We start from the raw sequence: 22553 nt of genomic DNA on the forward strand, positions 1-22553 counted from the left end.
GTTAGGGTTAATAAAAAGAGAGTACTGCAGCTATACCTGCCCCGACAGCGAATGCAGTAAGAAAAGCTTCCGCTCCCTTTGAAAGTCCTGATACGAGATGTCCCGCCATCAGGTCCCTGACCGCTGCTGTAATATGCAGGCCTGGTACGAGCGGCATGACGGAGCCGATGATGATTTTATCAAGGTCAAATCCTATGCCATTATGTACGGACAGCACAGATAAAGTGCCGATCAGTAAAGCGGTTATAAACTCAGAGAAAAATTTGATCGGCACGAATCGGTGCAGCTTTACCAGAAATCCGAAGCTAATACCGCCGATCAGTGTGACGGGAATGAAATCGTTCCAGCTGCCTTGGAACATGATAAGAAAGCAGCCGCTTGCAAGCGCAGCTGCTAACATCTTCAACCAAGCGGGGTAAATAAACGCATTGGAGTCTATTTCTTGCAGCATTCGGTGTGCATCGCCAGCGGCGAGCTCACCCGTGCTTATTTTTCTGGAAATATCGTTTACTAACGATACTTTAAGTAAATTTGTCGAACGCTCGGAAATGCGGATGAGCTTCGTCATTTGGGCTGAACCGTCGATGGCAAAAATAATACCGGTCGGCGTCACGAAGCTGTGGGAATTCTCGATCCCGAAGGCAGCAGCAATGCGGACCATCGTATCTTCAACACGGTAGGTTTCGCCGCCGTTTTGTAAGATGATTTTACCGGCCAATAAACAAATTTGTGTGATCTCATGGCTATTGATGATGTTTTTATCCATTGTGGCCTGCCCCATTTCCGAGCGAAGTAGATGTCAGTTTATTTTAATCTGAACCGCTGATCTTCATTTGATATTCGAATTCTGAACGAATCCGGGCGAGCAGAGCAGGATCAGCAAATACGTCGAACGCGGTTGCGGCAAGCATTTTGGCTCCAAAAATCATACCATCCAGCGCGTATTCGGTCATAGCAGCATCTCTAAATGCTTTAGTATGAAGCAGCAGCCGATCCTGAACGACCTTGACGTAAGGATGGATTGCGGGGCAGCGAACAGAAACATTGCCTAAATCGAGCGAGCCATGATCTTTGCCGATCTCGATTTGCTCAGGGCGAATGCCTGCTTCAATAAGATTCACATTGAATTGCTCAGATAATGCTTCATTCGTAAGAAGCTCGTCGTAAGAGAACTCGAAATTGTTTGTTGTTAGTGTGCAGCCGGTTTGCAATGCTGCGCCTTCCGCACAGCGTAGCACCTTGGCTGTAAGCTCGTTCGTATAGGTGCGGGTAGCCGAGCGGACATAAAATTTGGCTGACGCGTAGTCCGGAATGATGTTCGGTGCTTTACCGCCGTTGTCGATAATTCCATGAATACGTGCGTCGCTGCGTGTCTGCTGACGAAGAGCATTCACGCTATTAAACAGCTGAAGCACAGCATCCAGCGCGTTAATTCCTTCATAGGGGCTTGCGGCTGCATGAGCAGCTAGACCCTTAAATTCAAACTGCAAGGCATCGAGTGCCAGTGATTCGCCCGAGCGCTCGAACGTATGATAAGGATGAGCCATTAACGCAAAATCGCAGTCATCGAATAAGCCAGCTTCTGCCATAGGCACTTTAGCGCCGCGTGTTTCCTCTGCTGGCGTGCCGTAAATACGGATTTTTCCGCCTATGCCGCTGCTAAGAAGAGCAGCTTTAAGACCGACCGCAGCAGCGACGCTCATCGAGCAGATAAGGTGATGTCCGCAAGCGTGTCCGATTTCCGGCAGTGCATCATATTCACATAAGAAACCAACCGTCGGTCCAGCATTGCCGGTATCAAAAACGGCGATAAACGATGTTTCGATGCCAAGTATGCCGCGCTCCACCTCAAATCCGTATTTTCTGAGCTCAGTACATAGCAGCTCGGATGCGAAAAATTCCTCATGTCCAAGCTCAGGGCGACTGCCCACTGCTCGTGATATCGTTCGAAACTCTTCCGCATATTGATCAATCTCATTAAAAATGAGTTTTTTGTCGTTCATGGCGTCATTAGCCTCCTAATAATATATGAATGGACGCTGTAAGCACGCATGTGCTCTTACAGCACTTAAAGTAACATAGCAGAACGTCTGTAAGAACGTATACGTTCTTATGTAGTTATATTGGCATGCTGCCGACGTCGATATGATGGCTGTAAGCACGCATGTGCTCTTACAGCACTTAAAGTAACATAGCAGAACGTCTGTAAGAACGTATACGTTCTTACGTAGTTAGATTGACATGCTGCAGACGTCGATATGATGGCTGTAAGCACGCATGTGTTCTTACAGCACTTAAAGCAACATAGCAGAACGTCTGTAAGAACGTATACGTTCTTATGTAGTTATATTGGCATGCTGCCGACGTCGATATGATGGCTGTAAGCACGCATGTGTTCTTACAGCACTTAAAGTAACATAGCAGAACGTCTGTAAGAACGTATACGTTCTTACGAAGCCCGTCCGGCAACCTGCCGACTTCAGAATGATGGATGTAAGCACGCATGTGTTCTTACAACTCATAAAGTAACATAGCAGAACGTCTGTAAGAACGTATACGTTCTTATGAAGCCCGACCAGCATGCTGCCGCAGTCGATATGATGGCTGTAAGCACGCATGTGCTCTTACAGCTCATAAAGTAACATAGCAGAACGTCTGTAAGAACGTATACGTTCTTACGAAGCCCGTCCGGCAACCTGCCGAAGTCGATATGATGGATGTAAGCACGCATGTGTTCTTCCAGATCATAAAGTAACATAGCAGAGCGTCTGTAAGAACATATATGTTCTTACGAAGCCAGTCCGGCAACCTGCCGACGTCAGAATGCTGGCTGTAAGCACGCATGTGCTCTTACAGCACTTAAAGCAACATAGCAGAACGTCTGTAAGAACGTATACGTTCTTATGTAGTTATATTGGCATGCTAGCGACGTCGATATGCTGGCTGTAAGCACGCATGTGTTCTTACAGCACTTAAAGTAAAATAGCAGAGCGTCTGTAAGAACATATATGTTCTTACTAAGCCCGCCTAGTGACCTCCGCCGTCGATATGATGACTGTAAGCACGCATGTGCTTTTACAGCCCCGTCACCCGCCTCCACCGAGCTAACGCATACCGTGTATTTTCTTGAACTGTTCCGGGCTAAGCCCTTCTAGCCGTTTGAATACGGAGCTGTAGTAGCTGGGGGAGTCGAAGCCGACGCGTTGGGCGATTTCATGCATTTTGATATCGCTCTCGCGGAACATGAGCTCTTTGCTGCGATTGACGCGCTCCCGATTGACGTATGCCATAGGCCTCATTTTTAGCGCTTTCTTGAAGAGCAAGCAGAGATACTGCGGCGTTACATTGATACAGCCTGCTAATTCCTTGATCGTAATGAGCTTATTGTAATGGGCTTCAATATAATCGAGAACAGGCTGCAGCTTCAGGTAGTTTTGCTCCACGGAATGTGAGCTTACAAGAATAACCTTCATCAAATCGAGTAAAAACATGTAAACAAGCTTCGAGCATTCTAAACCAAGAAAGGATCGGCCGGATTGCGTCATCGCGTAAATGTTTTTCATGTGGGTAATAATCATATCTTGATCGGCAGTTGAATAAACACCGGATTGTGTAATTCCAGCATACCGGAAAAGCGTTTCGATTAAATCGCCTCTGAAGCTCATCCAAATAATCTCCCAAGGCTCCTCTGTCGAATAATACTGATGCTGCTCATTCGGGAACAGACAGAATCCTTGTCCAGCTCGGACGGTCATTTCCTGATCGCCAACATGGAGAACGCCCGAACCACTTATAACCTGCAGCCATTGAAAATAAGGATATCCGTTCGGACGGTCAGTGGATTCTTGATTGCTCCAATGTCCGATACTCGTGAGATAAACCGGCAGAGTCTTGTCTGTCTCTGTCAAAATCGGAAAAACCATCGTATCGATAGCGCAAGCCTCCAGTTTCATATTTTTAAATACATGCGAAATTACTTTTATATAGTTAGTCTAATGAACAAGATATAATATGAATATCATTATAGTATAACCAATGCTAACTACAATCAAGACGATAATGGACGCATTCCGCGGCTGGCTGAAAAATAAATACGGTACATTAGAAGCGCTTAACGATGCTTGGTGGACGACGTTCTGGAGTCATACTTATACCGATTGGAGTTCGAGTCTCCAACTGACCGCGGGGAGAAGGCTGCCGAATCTTGAAACGGACCTCCGAATCATAAAATAATGAAACAAGAGCTGTGTGAAGTGTACAAGAAATTGTATGCGGAGCACAGCTTTTTTTGTTGTACCTAGTCAAAAAGACACACTATTCAAATGAACACAGCAAACATACATTTATAAAATTCCTAAAAAATAATGTCGAATTTAACATTCCGATAACATTTCTAGTTATTTGATTTGATGCTTACGACCTATAGTGAGTGCAGAAGGTAATAGTAGGAAGGGTGAGGGTGAGTGACAACGACTGTTCTAGAAAAAGAGAAACACTCTGTAGTTGAGCAAAAAGAGATTACTGCTCTAAACACACCACTTATCGGACATAAACAACAGGTAGAACAACAGAGAGAAACAACAAGACAGGCTGCGGAGAAAGAGAAGCTGCCTGTTGTTGCAAAGGCAATAAAGCCTACAAAACCTGAAGAGCCAATAAAGAAAGAAGCGGCTCACACAGCGAGCTTGCAGCTTTTTTTGCGAAAGGCACCAACTATAGGTGCAGAGCAAACTTGCCGTGAGACGATTGCTGTATTTAAGAAGCACCCGGAAAGCGAGTGCATCATCGTAACCGAAGAGCATGGGGCTCCGATTGGTCTGATGATGCGCAATGTTTTTTTCTTGAAGCTGGGTCATCGTTTTAGCGCAGATTTGTACGATGACAAGCCCATTAAGAAGCTTATGGATGCGAGTCCTCTCGTAGTGGATTATGATTATGCGCCGCAGCAGTTAATAGATAGTGCTTTAAGCCGACATGACAGCGTGCTTTATGATTGTGTCATCGTAACGTTAAAAAACAAACTTGCGGGCATTTTGACCGTGTCGGACTTGCTTAAGCTATCCCGAATGCTGCAGCAGGAAGCGGTAGATGCGCAAATGAGCACTATTCGCTCAGCGGAGCAGCGAGTGCGGGAAATCGAACAAGCGGTTAGCAGTGTACGCGAGTCTACTGCGAATGGCGAGTCTTTATCGGTAGATATGGTAGATTTAACTCTCTCCGGTAAAAACGAGCTTGATAAAGTAACGAAGGTTTTTCACGCCATTACAGTGAACTCAGAGCTTCAGGAAAAGCAGATGAATGAGCTTCAATTAGAAGCCGGCTCAATAAGCAAAGTCTCGTTATTAATTAAAGAGCTGGCTGAAATGAGTAATCTACTCGCACTTAATGCTTCTATAGAAGCAGCACGTGCAGGCGAGCATGGACGGGGCTTTGCGGTAGTAGCTGGTGAAGTGATGAAGCTTGCTGGCCAAACGAAGCAATTTGCGAATGAAATAACAACCTTGACGACTACAATTGTGAATGCCATATCACATACGACTTACCTTGCACATACTGGTCGAATGGAGACAATCTCTAGTGAAGCAAATATCAATGAGGCTGTAGAAGCATTTAATCATCTGTTCAGAGCTGCAGCAGACAACCGAAACAGTGCGAAGAAAATTGGGGATCTATCCGAACAGGCACATCAGCAAGCTGTTCATGTAGCGGGCGAAATGAAAAAATTGCAGCAATCGTATTTTTAACATGGAGTTTACAAAAACAGAATACGAGGTTTACAAACGGCTAGTAGTATAAGAGGCACAGGGGCGAACCCTTAGAGACATAATAAGAGGAGTGGTAGAGTTGTTGAAGAAAAAGAGCTTTAAAGGAATTATGATGTTATCGATGGTGGCGCTGCTTGCATTTGGATCTGCATGTGGCAATGATACAAAAGGCGGAAATAATGGATCAGAAAATACAGGGTCTGCAACTAATGCAGCAACAAACGCACCAGCTGGTGAAAATGTGAAATTGTCAGGCGAAATTAAAATCGACGGATCAAGCACCGTATTCCCGCTTACTGAAGCTGCTGCTGAAGAATTCAACAAAGAGCACAGCGACGTACGCGTTCCAGTAGGCGTATCCGGTACAGGCGGCGGATTCAAACAATTTTGCGCTGGCGAGATTGCCATTGCCGATGCTTCCCGTCCCATCAAGGATGAAGAAGCAACAGCTTGTAAAGATGCTGGCATCGAGTTTACAGAATTATCTGTAGCGTTTGACGGTTTGTCTGTTGTCGTAAGCAAAGAAAATGATTTCATCGATCACCTAACGGTTGAAGAATTGAACAAGATTTTTGAAACGGGCAGCACAGTTACTACTTGGAAAGATGTTCGTGATACATTCCCTGCTGAGCCAATCCTTATGTTCTCGCCAGGCGCTGACTCCGGAACTTATGACTATTTTAATGAAGCTATTCTAGATAAAAAAGGCATTCGCAATGATAAAGCAATCAGCTTCTCCGAAGATGACAACGCACTTGTGCAAGGTGTAGCAGGCAGCAAATATGGTATTGGTTATTTCGGCTTTGCTTACTTTGAAGAAAACCAAGATAAATTGAAAGTTGTTCCTGTAGATGGCGGCAAAGGCGCTGTTACACCTACGTATGACACAATTAAAGACGGATCATATGCACCATTGTCCCGTCCGCTATTTATCTACACAAACAATAAAGAGCTCGAGCGTCCAGAAGTGAACGCATTCGTTAAATACTATATCAACAACATCGGAAAATTCGCTGGCGAAGTTGGTTATGTTTCACTTCCAGATGAGCAATATGCAGCAGAAGCAGCAAAAATTCAATAAGAAGTATTCAGACCGGATGAAAATGTGTGATGTCTCGCGGGACATCACCTTTTTATCGGCACAAATGTAAACGAATTGTAAAGGCAAGAAGGAGGACGCTGCAATGCCAAGCCAAGGGCTGAAAACGGTCAGTAAGGCTCAAACCAGGAGCAAGGAAGTATATGATTTCAAAAACGAACGCATCAGCATCATGAATAAAGTGATGCCAATCCTATTGTTCTTATGCGCTTCCGTATCCGTTCTAACTACAATAGGTATTGTCGTCACACTCATCACAGAGACCTATCAGTTTTTCCAAAAAATACCGATCTTTGATTTCTTGTTTGGGACCAAATGGTCACCGTTAATTGCACCCAAAAGCTTTGGCGTTTTGCCTCTCTTGTCAGGTACGCTTATGATCACGTTTATCGCGTGTTTAGTCGCTATACCGCTAGGCCTAGCAAGTGCTATATACCTGTCTGAATATGCGCCGAAGCGGGTTAGAAAAATTATTAAACCGATTCTAGAGGTTCTCGCAGGAGTACCGACAATCGTATATGGTTACTTTGCTCTAAGTCTGGTTACGCCTCTTATTCAAAGCGTTTTTAAAAGCGCAGGCGTGTTCAACGCATTAAGTGCCGGAATTGTCGTCGGCATCATGATTATTCCGATGGTTTGCTCGCTCAGTGAGGATGCGATGTCCTCTGTACCTCGCAGCCTGCGGGACGGCGCTTATGCGCTTGGAGCTACACGGTTTGAGGTTGCTTTGAAAATCGTCGTGCCGGCAGCTTTCTCCGGTATTGTGGCTTCAGCCGTACTTGCTTTCTCAAGGGCGATCGGGGAGACGATGATCGTAACGGTAGCAGCCGGCTCTACGCCTAATATGACGGCTAATCCGCTCGAGAGTATCCAGACAATGACTGCCTATATCGTTCAGGTAAGCCTTGGGGATACACCGCATGGAACGATTGAGTATGGTTCGATCTTCGCGGTCGGCATGACGTTGTTCGTCATTACTTTCCTGCTCAATATTCTTGCCCAGTTCATTGCAAGAAAATTCAGAGAGGAGTACTAAGATGAACATATTTCTAGATGCGAACCGCAAGCAAATTGCCAATCGACGAAAGAAGGATTGGATGCTTCATATCCTATTCGTCGCTGCTACTTCAATCGGCGTTCTCGCGCTATGCGCGCTGATTATAGATATTTTGATCGATGGTGTTGCGAGGCTTCAGCCGGATCTATTCACGAACTTCCCTTCACGCAAGGCGGATGGAGCCGGAATGAAATCTGCGCTGGTCGGGACGATTTACATGCTGCTTATTATGGCGCCGATTTCCTTTGTTTTTGGAGTAGGAGCTGCGATTTACCTAGAGGAATATGCGAAGAAGGGCAGAATTACTCGGATCATTCAGCTTAATATCAGTACACTAGCGGGCGTTCCGTCTATCGTATACGGTATCTTGGGCTTAACCTTGTTCGTTCGTCTTCTCTCGCTTGACCGCAGTCTTATTGCAGGGGCGCTTACAATGACGCTGCTTGTGCTTCCGATTATTATCGTATCCGCTCAAGAAGCGATTCGCGCTGTTCCGAAATCACGTCGTGATGCCTCGTTCGCGCTAGGCGCAACGAAATGGCAAACCGTATCTCGTTCCGTTATGCCCTCGGCACTTCCGGGTGTGTTAACCGGCGTTATTCTCGCCATGTCGCGGGCAATAGGAGAGACGGCACCGCTTGTTATGATCGGAGCACTTACTTACGTAGCCTTTTTACCTGATGGTCTTATGGATTCGTTTACGGTTATTCCAATTCAAGTGTACAACTGGTTGTCTAAGCCTCAGCTTGAATTCAAGGAGCTTGCGGCCAGCGGTATTATCGTTTTGCTAGCGCTGTTGTTGCTTATGAACTTCTCGGCTATTTTACTTCGGAACAAGTATCAGAAGAACATTTAGGAGGAAAACGATATGGAAGCACTTATTAATATTAACAAGCTGAATTTATTTTACGGCGCTTTCCACGCTTTGAAGGATGTAACACTTACGATTCCAGAGAAGGCAATCACAGCTTTCATTGGGCCATCAGGCTGCGGCAAATCAACCTTGCTTCGCACATTAAACCGTATGAACGACATGATTCCGGGCACTCGCATCGAGGGCGGAATCGCGATTGGCGGTACAGAAATTTATTCGAACGAGGTTGATGTAGAAACGTTGCGCAAAAAGGTAGGCATGGTATTCCAGCAGCCGAACCCTTTCCCGAAATCGATCTACGATAATGTGGCGTATGGTCCTCGCCTGCATGGCATTACGAGCAAGCGCGAGCTCGATGAAATTGTTGAGACGAGCTTGAAATCGGCTGTATTGTGGGATGAGGTTAAGGATCATTTGAAGCGCTCCGCATTCGGTCTATCCGGCGGACAGCAGCAGCGGCTTTGTATCGCTCGCGCCCTTGCAGTGAATCCGAATATTTTGCTGATGGACGAGGCGACTTCTGCACTTGATCCTATTTCAACGCTTAAAATCGAAGAGCTTGCTCAAGAATTGAAGGATAAATATACGATTGTAATGGTTACACATAACATGCATCAAGCAGCACGTGTATCTAATCAAACGGTATTTTTCCTAAATGGCGAGGTTATTGAATATTCGGAAACGGAGAAACTGTTCTCCAATCCAACGGATCAGCGCACAGAGGATTATATTAGCGGAAGATTCGGCTAAGCGGAACGCGTTAGCAGTAATAGCGGATATTCCAGCAGCTACGAGCATCATGTTTAGGCTTGCAATGTAAGATGTTTTACACACCTATTTAGGAGGAATGCCGTTCATGATGGCCACACGTAAAGAGTTTGACCAAGGACTTGAGCATCTTCATAATTTGTTGATCGATATGGGTACTTTTGTGGAAAAAGCACTCGTTGAATCGATGGAAGCGTTGAAATCCGTTGATGTTGCCCGTGCGCAGCAGGTAATAAAGCTGGACCCGTCACTCAACCAAATGGAAGAGAAGATTACGGAAATCGGCTCGAAGCTTATTGCCACGCAGCAACCAGTTGCCAAGGATTTGCGGCGCATTTTGTCCGCGTTCAAAATCGCGAGTGATTTGGAGCGTATGGGCGATTTGGCTGTTGATATCGCAAAGGTTGTGTTGCGTTTAGAGGGGCAAGCGCTTATTAAACCGTTAATCGATCTGCCGCGTATGGCAGAAATTGTTCAGCTGATGACCTATGAGTCTATTCAATCATTTATTCAGGAAAACGTGGATCTAGCTTATAAAATGGCTAAGGATGACGATCAAGTCGATGCCCTTTACGGACAGATTACTCGTGAGCTTTATTCACTAATGATGGAAAACCCTCGCAACATTACACAGTCATCGCTTCTGAGCTTTGTCGGTCGCTATCTCGAAAGATTCGGCGATCATGCAACGAACATCGGTGAGAGCGTCGTATATCTCGTAACGGGCAGTCGTCCGGATTTGAACGTATAGTTAATTTCAAACCATGCTGAAACCGTCGAAGCCTAGTTGCTGGACGGTTTTTTTATAAAGTAAGACGTAATGGATCAAATATACGGGATGCTATGGAGAGGAACGGAACGGATATTGAGACAACTTCGTGACAGATGAGCATTACCGAAGCCAAGGTTATCAGATCGCAATTGATGATGTAGGAACGGGTTGAGTAACAATTGTAATAAAAAGGGCTCTCTCTTGCTGCGATGCTTGGGAAAAGCCCTTTTTGTGTTATACTTACAGGTATGAATGTTACATAAAGAAGGTGTTGATCCCTTATGGAAAAATGGATGCTAATTGACGGAAATAGTATAATCTACCGAGCTTTTTTTGCAATACCGCCACTGACTAACTCATCTGGCAAACATACGAATGCGATTTTTGGATTCACGACGATGCTGCTTAAGCTGCTTGAGCAAGAAAAGCCAACGCATGTCCTTGTTGCATTTGATGCCGGCAAGATCACGTTCCGCCATGAAGGCTATGCAGAATATAAAGGCGGAAGACAAAAGACACCGCCGGAACTATCCGAACAATTCCCGGTGCTTAAAGAGCTGCTTCAAGCTTTTAGCATTTCGCAATTTGAGCTGTCGGGCTATGAAGCGGATGACATTATCGGCACGTTAACGAAAGCAGCCGATGAGAAGGGTATCGAAACCTTTGTCGTGACCGGAGATAAGGATATGCTTCAGCTTGCCTCAGAGAAGGTTACGATCGCTGTTACTCGTAAAGGTGTCAGTGAAGTGGATCTATATACGCCTGAAACGATTCAAGAAAAATACGGCCTGGTACCGATGCAAATTATTGATCTCAAAGGACTTATGGGTGATACCTCCGATAATATCCCGGGAGTGCCGGGTGTAGGCGAGAAGACCGCGCTTAAGCTGCTGCATGAGCATGGCTCAGTGGAAAGTGTCCTTGATAACTTGGACAAGCTGAAAGGCAAATTGAAGGAAAATATTGAGAATCACAAGGACGACGCCACGATGAGCAAAAAATTGGCGACGATTTACCGTGAAGTGCCATTTGAAAAGTCCATCGATGATATTCGTTATGCTGGGTATGATGGCCGGGAGCTGGCTGAGGCGTTCCGTAAGCTCGAATTCAAATCGCTAATTGAGCGGTTGCAATTGGGTGCGGAAGCGGGCGATATGGAGAAGGAAGCCGAAGAAGCGGCTGCTGATCTGAATATTCATATCATCGAGTCGGATAAAGATGCTGAAGCGCTGGATAATCTGATTCAGCATCTTGAGAAGACGGATAAGAATGGCTTGTATATTGAAGCGATAGGTGAAAATCCGCATCATGCAGAGCTGATTGGATTAGCGATTGCGACTGAAGAGGCCGTGTACGCGATGCCTTACTCTGTCCTCAAGCAGCCGTTTGCAGCGAAGCTTCGTGACTGGCTTGAGCAAGCGGACAAGCCGAAGTACGGTTTTGATTTGCATAAGATCGAGCTCGCGCTCAAGTGGAGCGGGATTAAATTTGAGGGTTCTGCTTTTGATGTGCAGCTGGCTGCTTACTTGCTTGATCCTACCGAGGCCAGCCAGACGCTCAGCGGCATTAATGAGAAGCAAGGACTATCGACTTTGCCGCCGGATGAGGCAGTTTACGGCAAAGGTGCGAAGTTCAAAGTGCCGGATGCAGAGACGCTGTATCGTCATTTGTCATTGAAGGCGGAAGCGGTTCGGAAGCTGGTGCCTCTGTTAACCGAAGAGCTTAGCAACACGGGGATGAGCAAGCTTTATTTTGACATGGAGCATCCGTTGTCACGTATTCTCGCTGGAATGGAGTTTTTGGGCATTAAGGTGAAGTCCGAGGAGCTGGAGTCGCTTGGACGCCATTTGGAAGGTCAGCTGACAACGATCATAAGCAGCGTATACAAGCTTGCCGGTCTGGAATTCAATATCGGCTCACCTAAGCAGCTTGGCGAGGTATTGTTCGAGAAGCTTGGCCTGCCGGCTAAGAAAAAGACAAAAACGGGCTATTCAACTGATGCTGAGGTGCTGGAGGAGTTGGCGCCGTATCACGAGATCATCCCGCTCATTTTGCATTATCGCCAGCTCTCGAAGCTTCAGTCCACTTATGTGGAAGGTTTGCTTAAAGAGGTACGTAAGGAAACGGGCAAAATCCACACGTATTACCGCCAGACGATTGCGGCTACGGGCCGACTAAGCAGTCAGTTCCCTAACTTGCAGAACATTCCGATCCGGCTGGAGGAAGGACGCCAAATCCGTAAAGCTTTTGTGCCGTCTGAGCCGGGCTGGTCCATTGTAGCTGCCGATTATTCACAGATTGAGCTTCGGGTGCTTGCTCATATCGCAGATGATGAGAATATGAAAGAAGCTTTCATCAAGGATATGGATATTCATACGAAGACCGCGATGGACGTATTCGGCGTTACGGCCGAAGAGGTCGATTCCAATATGCGCCGCTCGGCCAAGGCGGTCAACTTCGGTATTGTGTATGGCATCAGTGACTTTGGATTATCGCAGAACCTTGGTATTTCTCGTAATGAAGCAGGAAAGTTTATTGCCGATTACAAGGAAGTATTCAAAGGTGTTCGCCAATATATGCACGATATCGTTCAGCAAGCTAAGCGCGACGGTTATGTTGCGACGCTGCTAGAGCGGAGAAGGTACCTAAATGATATTAACGCCTCAAATTTCAATCTGCGTTCCTTCGCAGAGCGAACGGCCATGAATACACCTATTCAGGGTACCGCGGCAGATATTATTAAGCTGGCAATGGTGCATATGGATGCAGCGCTGCGTGAACGCAAGCTGAAGAGCCGCATGCTTCTGCAAGTACACGATGAGCTCGTATTCGAAGTGCCGCAGGAGGAGTTGGAGCTCATGAAGACGCTTGTACCTGAAGTGATGGCGGGAGCGCTCAAGCTTGATGTTCCGCTGAAGGCAGATATGAGTTTCGGTGACAATTGGTATGAGGCAAAGTAACCCGCTGGCGGGCAGTTTCGGGTATAATGGTAGTTGAGGTGAAGAGAAATGCCTGAATTGCCAGAGGTAGAAACAGTAAGACGAACATTAATTGAACTTGTAGCGGGAAAACAAATCCAATCTGTAACCGTTAGACTCCCGCGTATTATACAGCGTCCTGCAGAGCCCGAACAGTTTGCAGATGCACTTGTCGGACATACGATCCAAACCGTTGAACGCCGCGGTAAGTTTTTGCGTATCATTCTGGACGGACTCGTTCTTGTGTCGCACTTGCGTATGGAAGGTCGATACGGGGTATTCCCGTCCGAAGAACCGCTTGAGCTGCATACGCATGTCATTTTTCATTTTGAAGATGGAACGGACTTGCGTTATAAGGATGTCAGGCAGTTCGGCACGATGCATCTATTCAAGGAAGGACAAGAGCTTGAGCTTCCACCGCTTAACAAACTCGGCATAGAACCGCTGGAGCAAGCATTTACGCTGGAAGCACTGCGAGGGAAGCTGGAGAAACGCGCGACAAAGATTAAGCCGCTGCTGCTCAACCAAGAACATGTTGTCGGTTTGGGCAACATTTATGTAGATGAAGCTTTGTTCCAGGCACGTATACATCCTGAACGAACGCCTAATACGCTTACGCCTGCTGAATGGAAACGGCTATACGAAGCTATCCGTTCCACGCTGGCGCATGCGGTGGAAGCAGGCGGGTCATCGATCAAATCATACGTAAACGGGCAAGGCGAGATGGGAATGTTCCAGCATCAATTGCTTGTGTATGGTAAGAAGGATGAGCCGTGTCCATCCTGTGCAAAGCCGATCGAAAAATTTGTTGTTGGTGGTCGAGGTACGCATATTTGCAGTAAATGTCAGACGCTAACTAAATCAGGAAAAGAGTAAGAAAAGCAGCAAATGCTCATCGACATGCACAGTCAAATCCTCCCCGCATATGATGATTGTGTTACGAACAATAGGCGAATGTCTACTCACAGCTTTATGTGAGCAAGATAGCCGTTGTGCGGGGAGGGACTATAACATTGTTCGCGCATGTTGTTTCGCTGTTAGTTCTTGCTTTTGCAGTAAGTTTAGACGGATTCGGTGTTGGTGTTACTTATGGCTTGCGGAGAATTCGCATCCCATTGCTGTCGGTATTGATCATTGCTTGCTGCTCGGGTCTTATTATTTACTTGTCGATGCAGGTTGGCGGATTTCTAACTGGATTTCTGTCAGAATTCGTCGCGCGTCTTATCGGAGCATGCGTGCTAATGCTGATTGGAGCCTGGGCGCTGCTGCAGCTTAGGCGAGGGAAGCAAAATAATGAGATGAACGATTCTGTTGAGGCTACCTTGCAACAAAGTGCAGCAACATCGGAAGCTGTTACAAAAACGAATGCTGGAGAAATTGCGAGTGCAGCACTCGTCGTTATGGTGGAGCTGAAGCGTCTTGGGCTGGTCATTCAGATTTTGCGAACGCCTCAATCGGCGGATGTCGACAAATCAGGAACGATCTCTGCATCGGAAGCTGTTATGCTCGGCGTTGCATTATCACTTGATGCCTTCGGAGCAGGGCTTGGCGCTGCATTGATCGGATTGCCTTCATTACTTACGGCTTTAACTATAGCGGCGGCTAGTGCGCTTTTTCTAGTCGGAGGCATACGTTTTGGCTTTCGTTTCTCAGCTTGGAAGGGCATGCAAACATTATCTTTGTTGCCAGGCATATTATTAATCATGATGGGAATCATGAAGTTGTTATAATTTGAGGTGAAATGGATGATAATCGGATTAACCGGCGGTATTGCCAGCGGTAAAAGCACTATTGCGAATATGCTCGTGGAACGCGGTGCACTGCTGGTCGATGCCGATCAAGTCGCAAGGGAGGTTGTCCTTCCGGGAGAATCAGCATTAGAGGCAATTGCCTCTACGTTCGGACAAGCTGTCCTCGAAACGGACGGTTCTCTTAACAGGAAGGCTCTCGGCGAAATCGTGTTTCGCGATAAAGAATCACTAGCAAGACTCGAAGCGATAACCCACCCAGCTATTCGCTCGAGAATGCAGCAAAAAATACATACCTATGCGGAACAATTTCCTGAACGATTAGTCGTTGCGGATGTGCCGCTCCTGTATGAAACCAAGCAGGAACAGTTATACGAAGGCATATTGGTGGTCTACGTACCCGCTGAAGTTCAGAAAAAGCGATTAATGGAAAGAAACAGCATGTCAGAGGAAGAAGCAAGCAGGCGAGTAGCTCTGCAAATGGATATCGAACAGAAGAGACAGCGTGCGGATTGGGTCATTGATAACAGCGGGTCGCTGGAGGAGACGAAACGTCAGCTGGATCAATTTTGGAAAAGTAAGTGCTCGTCATGAGAATACTCCAAAAGAAAAGAGTGCTGCTCGTACTATTGCTCGGTTTAATGACAATCTTATTTCTCAAATCAGATTGGCTTGCGGAGTTGATGTATCCGATACATTATAAAGAGGACATTCGAGCGAGTGCTTCTAACTATGAGGTTGAGCCGCATTTGGTTGCTGCGATCATTCGCAGTGAATCCAATTATGAGACAGGCCGGGAATCGAAGAAAGGCGCATTGGGTTTAATGCAAATTATGCCTGATACAGCAGCGTGGGTCGTTCAAAAAGCAGGATTTAAGGAAGTTACGGAAGATATGCTTATGCATCGTGCGGACGTTAGCATTGAGGTAGGCGCGTGGTACTTGAGGTCTCTAACGCAACAATTTGACCAAAATAAAATTGCCGCAATCGCTGCTTATAACGCAGGTCCAGGCAATGTTCGGAAATGGCTTGACTCGGGAAAATGGGACGGGACTATCAAATCGGTTAATGAAATACCGTTTGGTGAAACTAGGCACTATGTGCAAAGGGTCTTTTACTATTATAATAAGTACAAGGACTTATATCCAAGTTTTTAAAGGATGTTCCTTGACCATAATGAAAATACAATGAAGCCTTGGAGGCTCGTCACTTCATGGACGAGCCCAGCCAAAGCTTCGGTTATTCATACAACTCTAAATGAATCATTATTTGAATTGACCAGCAAGGGATTGCTCGGCAATTTGCACTAGGCGACGGGTAATGGATCCCCCGATGGAGCCTGCGTCTCTTGTAGCCATGTTGCCGTAGTATCCGTCTTGCGGAATAGCGATGCCTAGCTCTTGAGCAACTTCATATTTCATTTGGTCAAGTGCTGCTGTCGCTTGTGGTACTACCAATTGGTTACTGCTGCGGGATGCGCTCATGTATGTTCACCTCCTTGCGGTTGGTAAAAGTATTATGTGCAAAAATCAGAACTTCATTACAGGAATTACATGGAAATAAAAATATTTTGTAAAGAGTCCAGATTATGAGGCTCTTGCAACCAAGAAAGGAGGCAATACGCATCATGAAATGCCCATACTGTGACTATGCCGGAACAAAAGTATTAGATTCCAGACCGGCCAACGAAAACAAATCCATTCGTCGCCGCCGTGAATGCGAAAAGTGCAGCCGCCGCTTCACGACCTTCGAAATGATTGAAGAGACGCCTCTAATCGTCATCAAAAAAGATGGCAGCCGCGAAGAATTCAGTCGCGACAAAATATTGCGCGGCCTTATCCGCGCTTGCGAGAAGCGTCCAGTGCCGGTTGAGCGTCTAGAGGTTATCGTATCTGAGGTTGAGAAGGAGCTGCGCACAACAGCGCATGCTGAAGTAGACAGCAGCGATATCGGTGGAATCGTCATGAACGAGCTTTACCCCGTAGACGAGGTAGCCTACGTCCGCTTTGCATCTGTTTATCGTCAATTCAAGGACATTGATATGTTCATGAAGGAGCTTAATAACCTGTTGTCCAAACATCCGCTCAATGGTATGATAGATAAAGATTGACAGTTTTGACGACCCTGTGCTAAGATCAATCTTGTCGTCATTTGGGGCCTTAGCTCAGCTGGGAGAGCGCATCGCTGGCAGCGATGAGGTCAGGGGTTCGATCCCCCTAGGCTCCACCAAACATAAACGTCAACACGCCGATTCAGGCGTGTTTTTTTGTGTTTGGTGGAGCCCATAGGGGGCGAACCCCGGGGTTCAGTCCGCGCGGACGGAGCGAATGCGGAGGAGCACGGCGTCTGAATCTACCGCTAAAAGTCCTCGTCGAGTTGGCTTCGTCAGCCATTAGATCAGGATTCGGACATCCCATGACGGATAGACGAGCATGTGCGAGTCGTTACATCTAGGCTCCATATGATGAGAACGCCATCACAAATCGTGATGGCCAGGCTGTCGAGACTTTCTCGACAGCCTATTTTACGCCTAAATAGTTCTTCGTCTAGTCTTCGATATTCTATAACATGAAGAAAAGCCACTTCTACTGAAATGGCTTTTTTCTTTTTCGCTACTCTTCGAAAAGATCACGATTTTGTTCTATTAATTGGCAACAGATATGACCGAAATGCTGGCATGCTTAGCCTTGATTCACCGTAGAAGGCCAAATGTCCACAATTGTATATGGATTGTAAACACAAGTATATCGAAGAAACGAATGTCCCTATTTATAATAAAATTGCTGCAGCAGTTGAGCATGGAGGGTCATGCGGTAAGCTGGAGTAAAATTCGAGTTAATAAACAACGGGGGGATCTTAGTGCGTTTACGGTATAGGAATATTTTTTTAGTGTTTTTTGTTATCGCTTTCATCTTAGTTGCCGTTTCATCGGAGAAGTCTGAAGCCGCAACAGGGAACTTGGCTTTAGGAAAGACGGCTTATTCGTCGTCGAACGAAGTAGACTTTTTCGGACCTGAGAAAGCGGTCGACGGCGGCAATCGGGATGCAAGCCGCTGGTCTTCAGAAAGAACGGATAACCAGTGGTTCTACGTTGATCTGGGCGAGCCTGTAGAAATCGGAAGAGTCATCATCAACTGGCAGACTCCGGCGGAACAATATCAAGTTCTCGTGTCTGACGATGCGGTAATCTGGAGGAACGTATTCGCGGACAACCGCGTGCTCGTCGCCCGCGGATCAGTCGAGGATACGATCGATTTCGAGCCGACACTGGCGCAATACGTCAAGTTTCAAGGAGTAACGAGACGTCCAATTGAGGGTATCTATTACGGATACTCCTTCTGGGAATTCGAGGTATACAAAGGCAAACCGCTGTTGCCGCCTATGATGGACGCGGTCAAAAACAGCATCGTCGTCTCCGAAGGAGACACTCAGCTGAATCTGCCCGCTGTACCGGATGGTTATACGCTGTCGCTGGTGAACACAGACAGCTTGCCGGTGATCGATGCGCAGGGCACTATCCAAGCGCCGCTTGTCGATACTCAGGTTCAACTGCTGCTCCAAATCCAGAGCGACAACGATCCGACATATCTCTTAACGGATAATGCGCTAGTCACCGTGCCTGGTCTCTTTAAGCAGACGGGCGATCGGAACCCGGAGCCGCGCGTCATTCCTTCTTTGCGTGAGTGGCTGGGCGCAACAGGCGAGTTCCGCTTGACGGACAAGTCGAAAATCGTCATTCGCGCGGAGGATGAGGTGGCTCTGCAGGGAACGGCAGACATTTTGCAGCAGGACTTGCTTGATTTAACGAAGCTGCCGCTGACAGTAACGGTTGGCTCACCTCAAGCAGGGGACATCTACTTGGTGCTGGATGCTGCGCAAGCACTGTTGGGGACTGAGGGGTATGAACTGAATATAGGCGAATATGCTTCCGTCGCTGGCTCCGATCAGACGGGCGTCATGTTCGGTACGAGAACGATCTTGCAGCTGCTTGGCTACGCTGCCGATCATAAGAAGATGCCCAAGGGGCAATCGCGCGATTATCCGAAATACGCAGATCGAGGCTTCATGCTCGATGTGGGCCGCAAGTTTTATACGATCGAATTTTTGCGGGACTATGTCAAACTGATGTCCTACTATAAGATGAACCGGTTCCAGATTCACCTGAACGATGATGTCGGCGATGTCGGCTACTTCCGTCTGGAGAGCGAGAAATTCCCGGGAGTGACGAGCAAGGACGGCTTCTATACGAAGCAGCAATTCAGAGATCTGCAGCTGCTTGGGATGGAATACGGCGTAAACGTCGTGCCGGAAATCGATACGCCGGGCCATTCCGGCGCGTTCATCACTTACGACCCTAGGTTGGGCAGCAACAATCAGCTGGATATCAATCGTCCAGAGACGCTCGACTTCATTAAAGAACTCTTTGACGAGTATCTCGACGGCAGCAATCCGACCTTCGTCGGCCCGGAAGTGCACGTCGGCACGGATGAATATTTCGGCAACGACAAAGAGGCGTTCCGCAGATACATGGATATGTTGCTTAATCACATTAACAGCAAAGACAAGCGCGCTCGTCTGTGGGGCAGTCTGTCGGCATACGACGGCACAACGCCAGTCAGCAACAATGCGACGATGGACATCTGGTATGAGCCGTATGGAAGCGTCCTGCAGGCCATTGAGCTTGGCTACGACGTTGTCAATACCAACACGAACTTGCTCTATGTCGTTCCACAGTTGTACCGCAACTATTTGAATTACGATTTCATTTACAACGAATGGGAGCCTAACGATTGGCTGGAGACGAAGCTTCCTTATGCGCATCCGCAAGTAAAAGGCGGCATGTTCGCGCTCTGGAACGACGTGTCCGTAGAGAAGGGCGTCTCCATGGCGGACTCGCATCAGCGGATCTTGCCTTCCATGCAAGTGTTGGCGGAGAAGCTGTGGAGAGGCAACCGCATCGATCGGAACTTTGCTAGCTTCCAGGCGGATGCCGCAAAGTACGTGGACCCGCCGGGTGTTCATCAGTCGCACAAGCTTCAAGTCGACAATGAGCGCAATATCGTGCTCGATTATACTTTCGACGAAGGCTTCGCGGATCGTTCTGGCAATGGCTTTGACGGGAACGCGGTGAATGCAGGCACGGAGAAGGGAATCTTCGGGCAAGCAGTAAGGCTCAAAGGCGGAGCCAGCTACGTGGAAACGCCGCTGCGCACGCTTGGTTTCGGATGGACGATGTCCATGTGGCTTAAACCGGACGCTGACAACCCGCAAGGAGCTGTGCTGCTGGAATCTCCGGACGGACAGCTGAAATACAACATTGGGGGCAGCGGCAAACTCGCTATTACAAAAGAAAATTACGTCAGCGAATTCAATTATAAGCTGCCGACCGATCGCTGGACCCATGTCATTATGATCGGCGACGACACGGGGACCTCCATCTTCATTAACGGCAGTGAGTATACGGCTACTCTCAAAGACGGCTCCAAACTGGAAACGTTCGTATTGCCAGTAGCCAAAATCGGCAGTGAAACGAATGCTTTTAAAGGCCTGATTGACGAACTCATCGTAAGGAACACCTACGTGGACCTGCATGGAAATCTGGCTTTGCATAAGCAAGCCGAATCCTCGCAGCCGGAATCCTCGTCCTACACGGCGGACAAAGCGGTGGACGGCAGAGGGGACACCAGATGGTCCAGCGATTGGGTGGACGATACCTGGTTCATGGTGGATCTGGGTGAAGTGAAGAACATTGATGCTGTATCTATTTTGTGGCAAACGGCTTACGGTTCGAAGTACCGCATTCTCGTGTCCGAGGACAAGGAGAACTGGACGAACGTTGTGAAAGACAACAACGGCGAGATTGACGGTAAGCCGGGACGCGTCGTGACGACCTTCCAGAGCACGCCAGCCAGATACGTGAAGTTCGAAGGCGTGTCCAGAGCTACTATGTTCGGTTATTCCTTTGAGGAATTTGAAGTGTACGGCGAGGAATATAAGCTTGGCAATCTACGACCAATTATCGACTTGTTGACGGCTATCGAGGCCGACAAGCTCGTGGAGGACAATTACTCTCCTGAGGGCTGGGCACAGCTTCAACAGGCGATGGTACAAGCGACTGCGGCTATTCAAACCGCTCAGTTGTCCCGTCCTGAGGCCGAGCAGGCGTATGCCGGGCTGAGCGTTGCGCGCGATCGTCTAACGATCGAAGACGTCATGGGACTGATCGAGCTAAACGTGAAAGAGAGCATCGCCGCGAATCTCTATCTTCCGCAGAAAGGACAGCTCGGCACGCGTATCGTCTGGAGCAGCTCGAAGCCTGACTATCTGAATGCCAATGGACAGTTGTTTAGACGTCCGTCAAGCAGCGACATGGAAGTCGTGCTGACTGCGACGATCAGCAAGGGAGCTGCATCCGCGGAGAAAACGTTCAAGATCAAAATCAAAGCGTTGCCTAGCTCTGGTGGCGGAGGATGGGTTCCGACTCCAGTAACTCCAGATCCGGAAGAAGGCCAAAACGGCGGTTCGAATCCGGGCGGCGGAGATCCAGACAATGGCAATGGAGGGGAGTCCGGCGGATCGACAACGGTTCGGCTGAACGATATTGCGAGCCATTGGGCAGAAGCGTCGATCAAACGGGCCGTCGAGCTTGGATTCGTGGCGGGCTATACGGACGGGTCGTTCAAGCCGAATAAGACGGTCAGCAGAGACGAATTCGTCGTCATGCTGGTCAAAGCGTTGAAGCTGCAAGGTTCGGACAGTTCGCTGGACTTTGCGGACAACGGCTCGATTCAAGCTTGGGCTCAGCCTTATATTGCGCAAGCCTTGGAATCCGGCCTGATCAGCGGCTATGCGGATGGGACCTTCCGTCCGAAGGCTTCGATCAGCCGAGCGGAACTGGCAGCGATGATTATTCGCGGCTTGGGCCTGAAGACTGCGGAAGGGCAGGAGCTCTCTTACGCGGACGCGGATCAAATCCCGGCTTGGGCGAAGCCGTACGTGGCAGCAGCCCAGGAGGCGGGAGTCATGAATGGTCGCGGGGACAACCGGTTTGCCCCTGCAGCCTCGGCGACGCGTGCTGAAGCTGTAGCTGTCATTCTGAACATGCTCGATGCGCTTGCTGAATTGCAGGCGCAGGAGCAGAACTAATTATGCATAGAAAGAGAGCGTGAGCATAGGTGAAAACTAGACGAAGTTTGACTGCTTTGCTGCTTGTCCCGGTCATGCTGTTCTCGTTGATATCCTCCGTGTATGCGGAGGAGGCGGGCGGAGAAAACGCCAGCTTCTACAATGTGGCTCAAGGGAAAACGTATACTTGGTCGGAACAGCCGGAGGACGCTTTCCCGGATGACGGGACGAAGCTGACGGACGGCAATGCTGCCGATCTATCGCGTAACAGCGGCAACTGGGTGGGCCACCGCAACATGAAATCCCGTTCGGTTGTATTTGATCTAGGCGAGCAAAAGACAATCCAGGAGGTGAACGCTCGTTTCCT

At 47.9% G+C, this 22553-nt stretch carries 17 protein-coding genes, 1 tRNA gene and 1 pseudogene; 15 read left to right on the forward strand and 4 right to left on the reverse strand.

The genetic code is table 11. The annotated features are described in order from the left end of the window. Positions 1 to 7 precede the first annotated feature (7 nt). The 3 genes from AC0YN6_RS14405 to AC0YN6_RS14415 all read right to left on the reverse strand — a co-directional run bounded on the left by AC0YN6_RS14405 (position 8) and on the right by AC0YN6_RS14415 (position 3953). Positions 8 to 766 carry a threonine/serine exporter family protein gene (locus tag AC0YN6_RS14405; RefSeq protein WP_475747645.1) on the reverse strand — a complete coding sequence of 253 codons (759 nt, stop codon included), beginning with the start codon at positions 764 to 766 and terminating at the stop codon, positions 8 to 10. A gap of 43 nt (positions 767 to 809) precedes the next feature. Next, positions 810 to 2003, reverse strand: coding sequence for a M20 family metallopeptidase (locus AC0YN6_RS14410; protein ID WP_475747646.1), 1194 nt, complete (start codon positions 2001 to 2003; stop codon positions 810 to 812). A 1101-nt stretch (positions 2004 to 3104) separates the two neighbouring features. Beyond that, the gene (locus AC0YN6_RS14415; protein WP_475747647.1) at positions 3105 to 3953 is read right to left on the reverse strand and encodes an AraC family transcriptional regulator; all 849 of its coding nucleotides are present in this window, start codon (positions 3951 to 3953) and stop codon (positions 3105 to 3107) included. A gap of 109 nt (positions 3954 to 4062) precedes the next feature. Here AC0YN6_RS14415 and AC0YN6_RS14420 point away from each other — a divergent pair. The 12 genes and pseudogenes from AC0YN6_RS14420 to AC0YN6_RS14475 form a co-directional block, all read left to right on the forward strand. Further along, positions 4063 to 4164, forward strand: a pseudogene (locus AC0YN6_RS14420) (beta-galactosidase); the annotation flags it as partial. Positions 4165 to 4463: 299 nt separating this feature from the next. After that, a complete protein-coding gene (locus tag AC0YN6_RS14425; RefSeq protein ID WP_475747648.1) occupies positions 4464 to 5744 on the forward strand; it encodes a methyl-accepting chemotaxis protein in 1281 nt (426 codons plus the stop codon). Positions 5745 to 5844: 100 nt separating this feature from the next. Beyond that, positions 5845 to 6846, forward strand: a complete 1002-nt coding sequence (locus AC0YN6_RS14430; protein ID WP_475747650.1) for a PstS family phosphate ABC transporter substrate-binding protein — start codon at positions 5845 to 5847, stop codon at positions 6844 to 6846. 190 nt (positions 6847 to 7036) lie between these two features. Continuing rightward, on the forward strand, positions 7037 to 7900 hold the full coding sequence (gene pstC, locus AC0YN6_RS14435; RefSeq protein WP_475747783.1) for a phosphate ABC transporter permease subunit PstC: 864 nt from the start codon (positions 7037 to 7039) through the stop codon (positions 7898 to 7900). 1 nt (position 7901) lies between these two features. After that, the gene (pstA, locus tag AC0YN6_RS14440; RefSeq protein WP_475747651.1) at positions 7902 to 8777 is read left to right on the forward strand and encodes a phosphate ABC transporter permease PstA; all 876 of its coding nucleotides are present in this window, start codon (positions 7902 to 7904) and stop codon (positions 8775 to 8777) included. Between the two features lie 12 nt (positions 8778 to 8789). After that, positions 8790 to 9545, forward strand: coding sequence for a phosphate ABC transporter ATP-binding protein PstB (gene pstB, locus AC0YN6_RS14445; protein ID WP_475747652.1), 756 nt, complete (start codon positions 8790 to 8792; stop codon positions 9543 to 9545). Positions 9546 to 9654: 109 nt separating this feature from the next. Beyond that, positions 9655 to 10314: a phosphate signaling complex protein PhoU gene (phoU, locus tag AC0YN6_RS14450; RefSeq protein WP_475747784.1), complete on the forward strand. Its 660-nt coding sequence runs from the start codon at positions 9655 to 9657 to the stop codon at positions 10312 to 10314. Positions 10315 to 10616: 302 nt separating this feature from the next. Beyond that, complete coding sequence (polA, locus tag AC0YN6_RS14455) at positions 10617 to 13295, forward strand: DNA polymerase I (RefSeq protein ID WP_475747653.1); 2679 nt, start codon at positions 10617 to 10619, stop codon at positions 13293 to 13295. 48 nt (positions 13296 to 13343) lie between these two features. Then, the gene (gene mutM / locus AC0YN6_RS14460) at positions 13344 to 14189 is read left to right on the forward strand and encodes a DNA-formamidopyrimidine glycosylase (RefSeq protein WP_475747654.1); all 846 of its coding nucleotides are present in this window, start codon (positions 13344 to 13346) and stop codon (positions 14187 to 14189) included. A 137-nt stretch (positions 14190 to 14326) separates the two neighbouring features. Beyond that, complete coding sequence (gene ytaF / locus AC0YN6_RS14465; RefSeq protein ID WP_475747655.1) at positions 14327 to 15043, forward strand: sporulation membrane protein YtaF; 717 nt, start codon at positions 14327 to 14329, stop codon at positions 15041 to 15043. 15 nt (positions 15044 to 15058) lie between these two features. Continuing rightward, entirely contained in the window at positions 15059 to 15655 is a 597-nt protein-coding gene (coaE, locus tag AC0YN6_RS14470; RefSeq protein WP_475747656.1) for a dephospho-CoA kinase, read from the forward strand. Further along, positions 15652 to 16218: a lytic transglycosylase domain-containing protein gene (locus AC0YN6_RS14475; RefSeq protein ID WP_475747657.1), complete on the forward strand. Its 567-nt coding sequence runs from the start codon at positions 15652 to 15654 to the stop codon at positions 16216 to 16218. Before coaE ends, AC0YN6_RS14475 begins: the two co-directional genes overlap by 4 nt. A 108-nt stretch (positions 16219 to 16326) precedes the next feature. Here the strand turns inward: AC0YN6_RS14475 and AC0YN6_RS14480 are convergent, their stop codons facing one another. Beyond that, entirely contained in the window at positions 16327 to 16545 is a 219-nt protein-coding gene (locus AC0YN6_RS14480) for an alpha/beta-type small acid-soluble spore protein (RefSeq protein ID WP_190865494.1), read from the reverse strand. A gap of 143 nt (positions 16546 to 16688) precedes the next feature. On the opposite strand from AC0YN6_RS14480, the gene nrdR reads away from it, so the two are divergent. From nrdR to AC0YN6_RS14495, 3 genes are all read left to right on the forward strand, one after another. Then, complete coding sequence (gene nrdR, locus AC0YN6_RS14485) at positions 16689 to 17171, forward strand: transcriptional regulator NrdR (RefSeq protein WP_053377232.1); 483 nt, start codon at positions 16689 to 16691, stop codon at positions 17169 to 17171. 43 nt (positions 17172 to 17214) lie between these two features. Continuing rightward, positions 17215 to 17290: transfer RNA gene (locus AC0YN6_RS14490), tRNA-Ala, on the forward strand. 630 nt (positions 17291 to 17920) lie between these two features. Continuing rightward, positions 17921 to 22207 carry an S-layer homology domain-containing protein gene (locus AC0YN6_RS14495; RefSeq protein ID WP_475747659.1) on the forward strand — a complete coding sequence of 1429 codons (4287 nt, stop codon included), beginning with the start codon at positions 17921 to 17923 and terminating at the stop codon, positions 22205 to 22207. The last annotated feature ends 346 nt before the right edge of the window (positions 22208 to 22553 follow it).

It is taken from the genome of Paenibacillus sp. J22P15 (assembly GCF_056269345.1).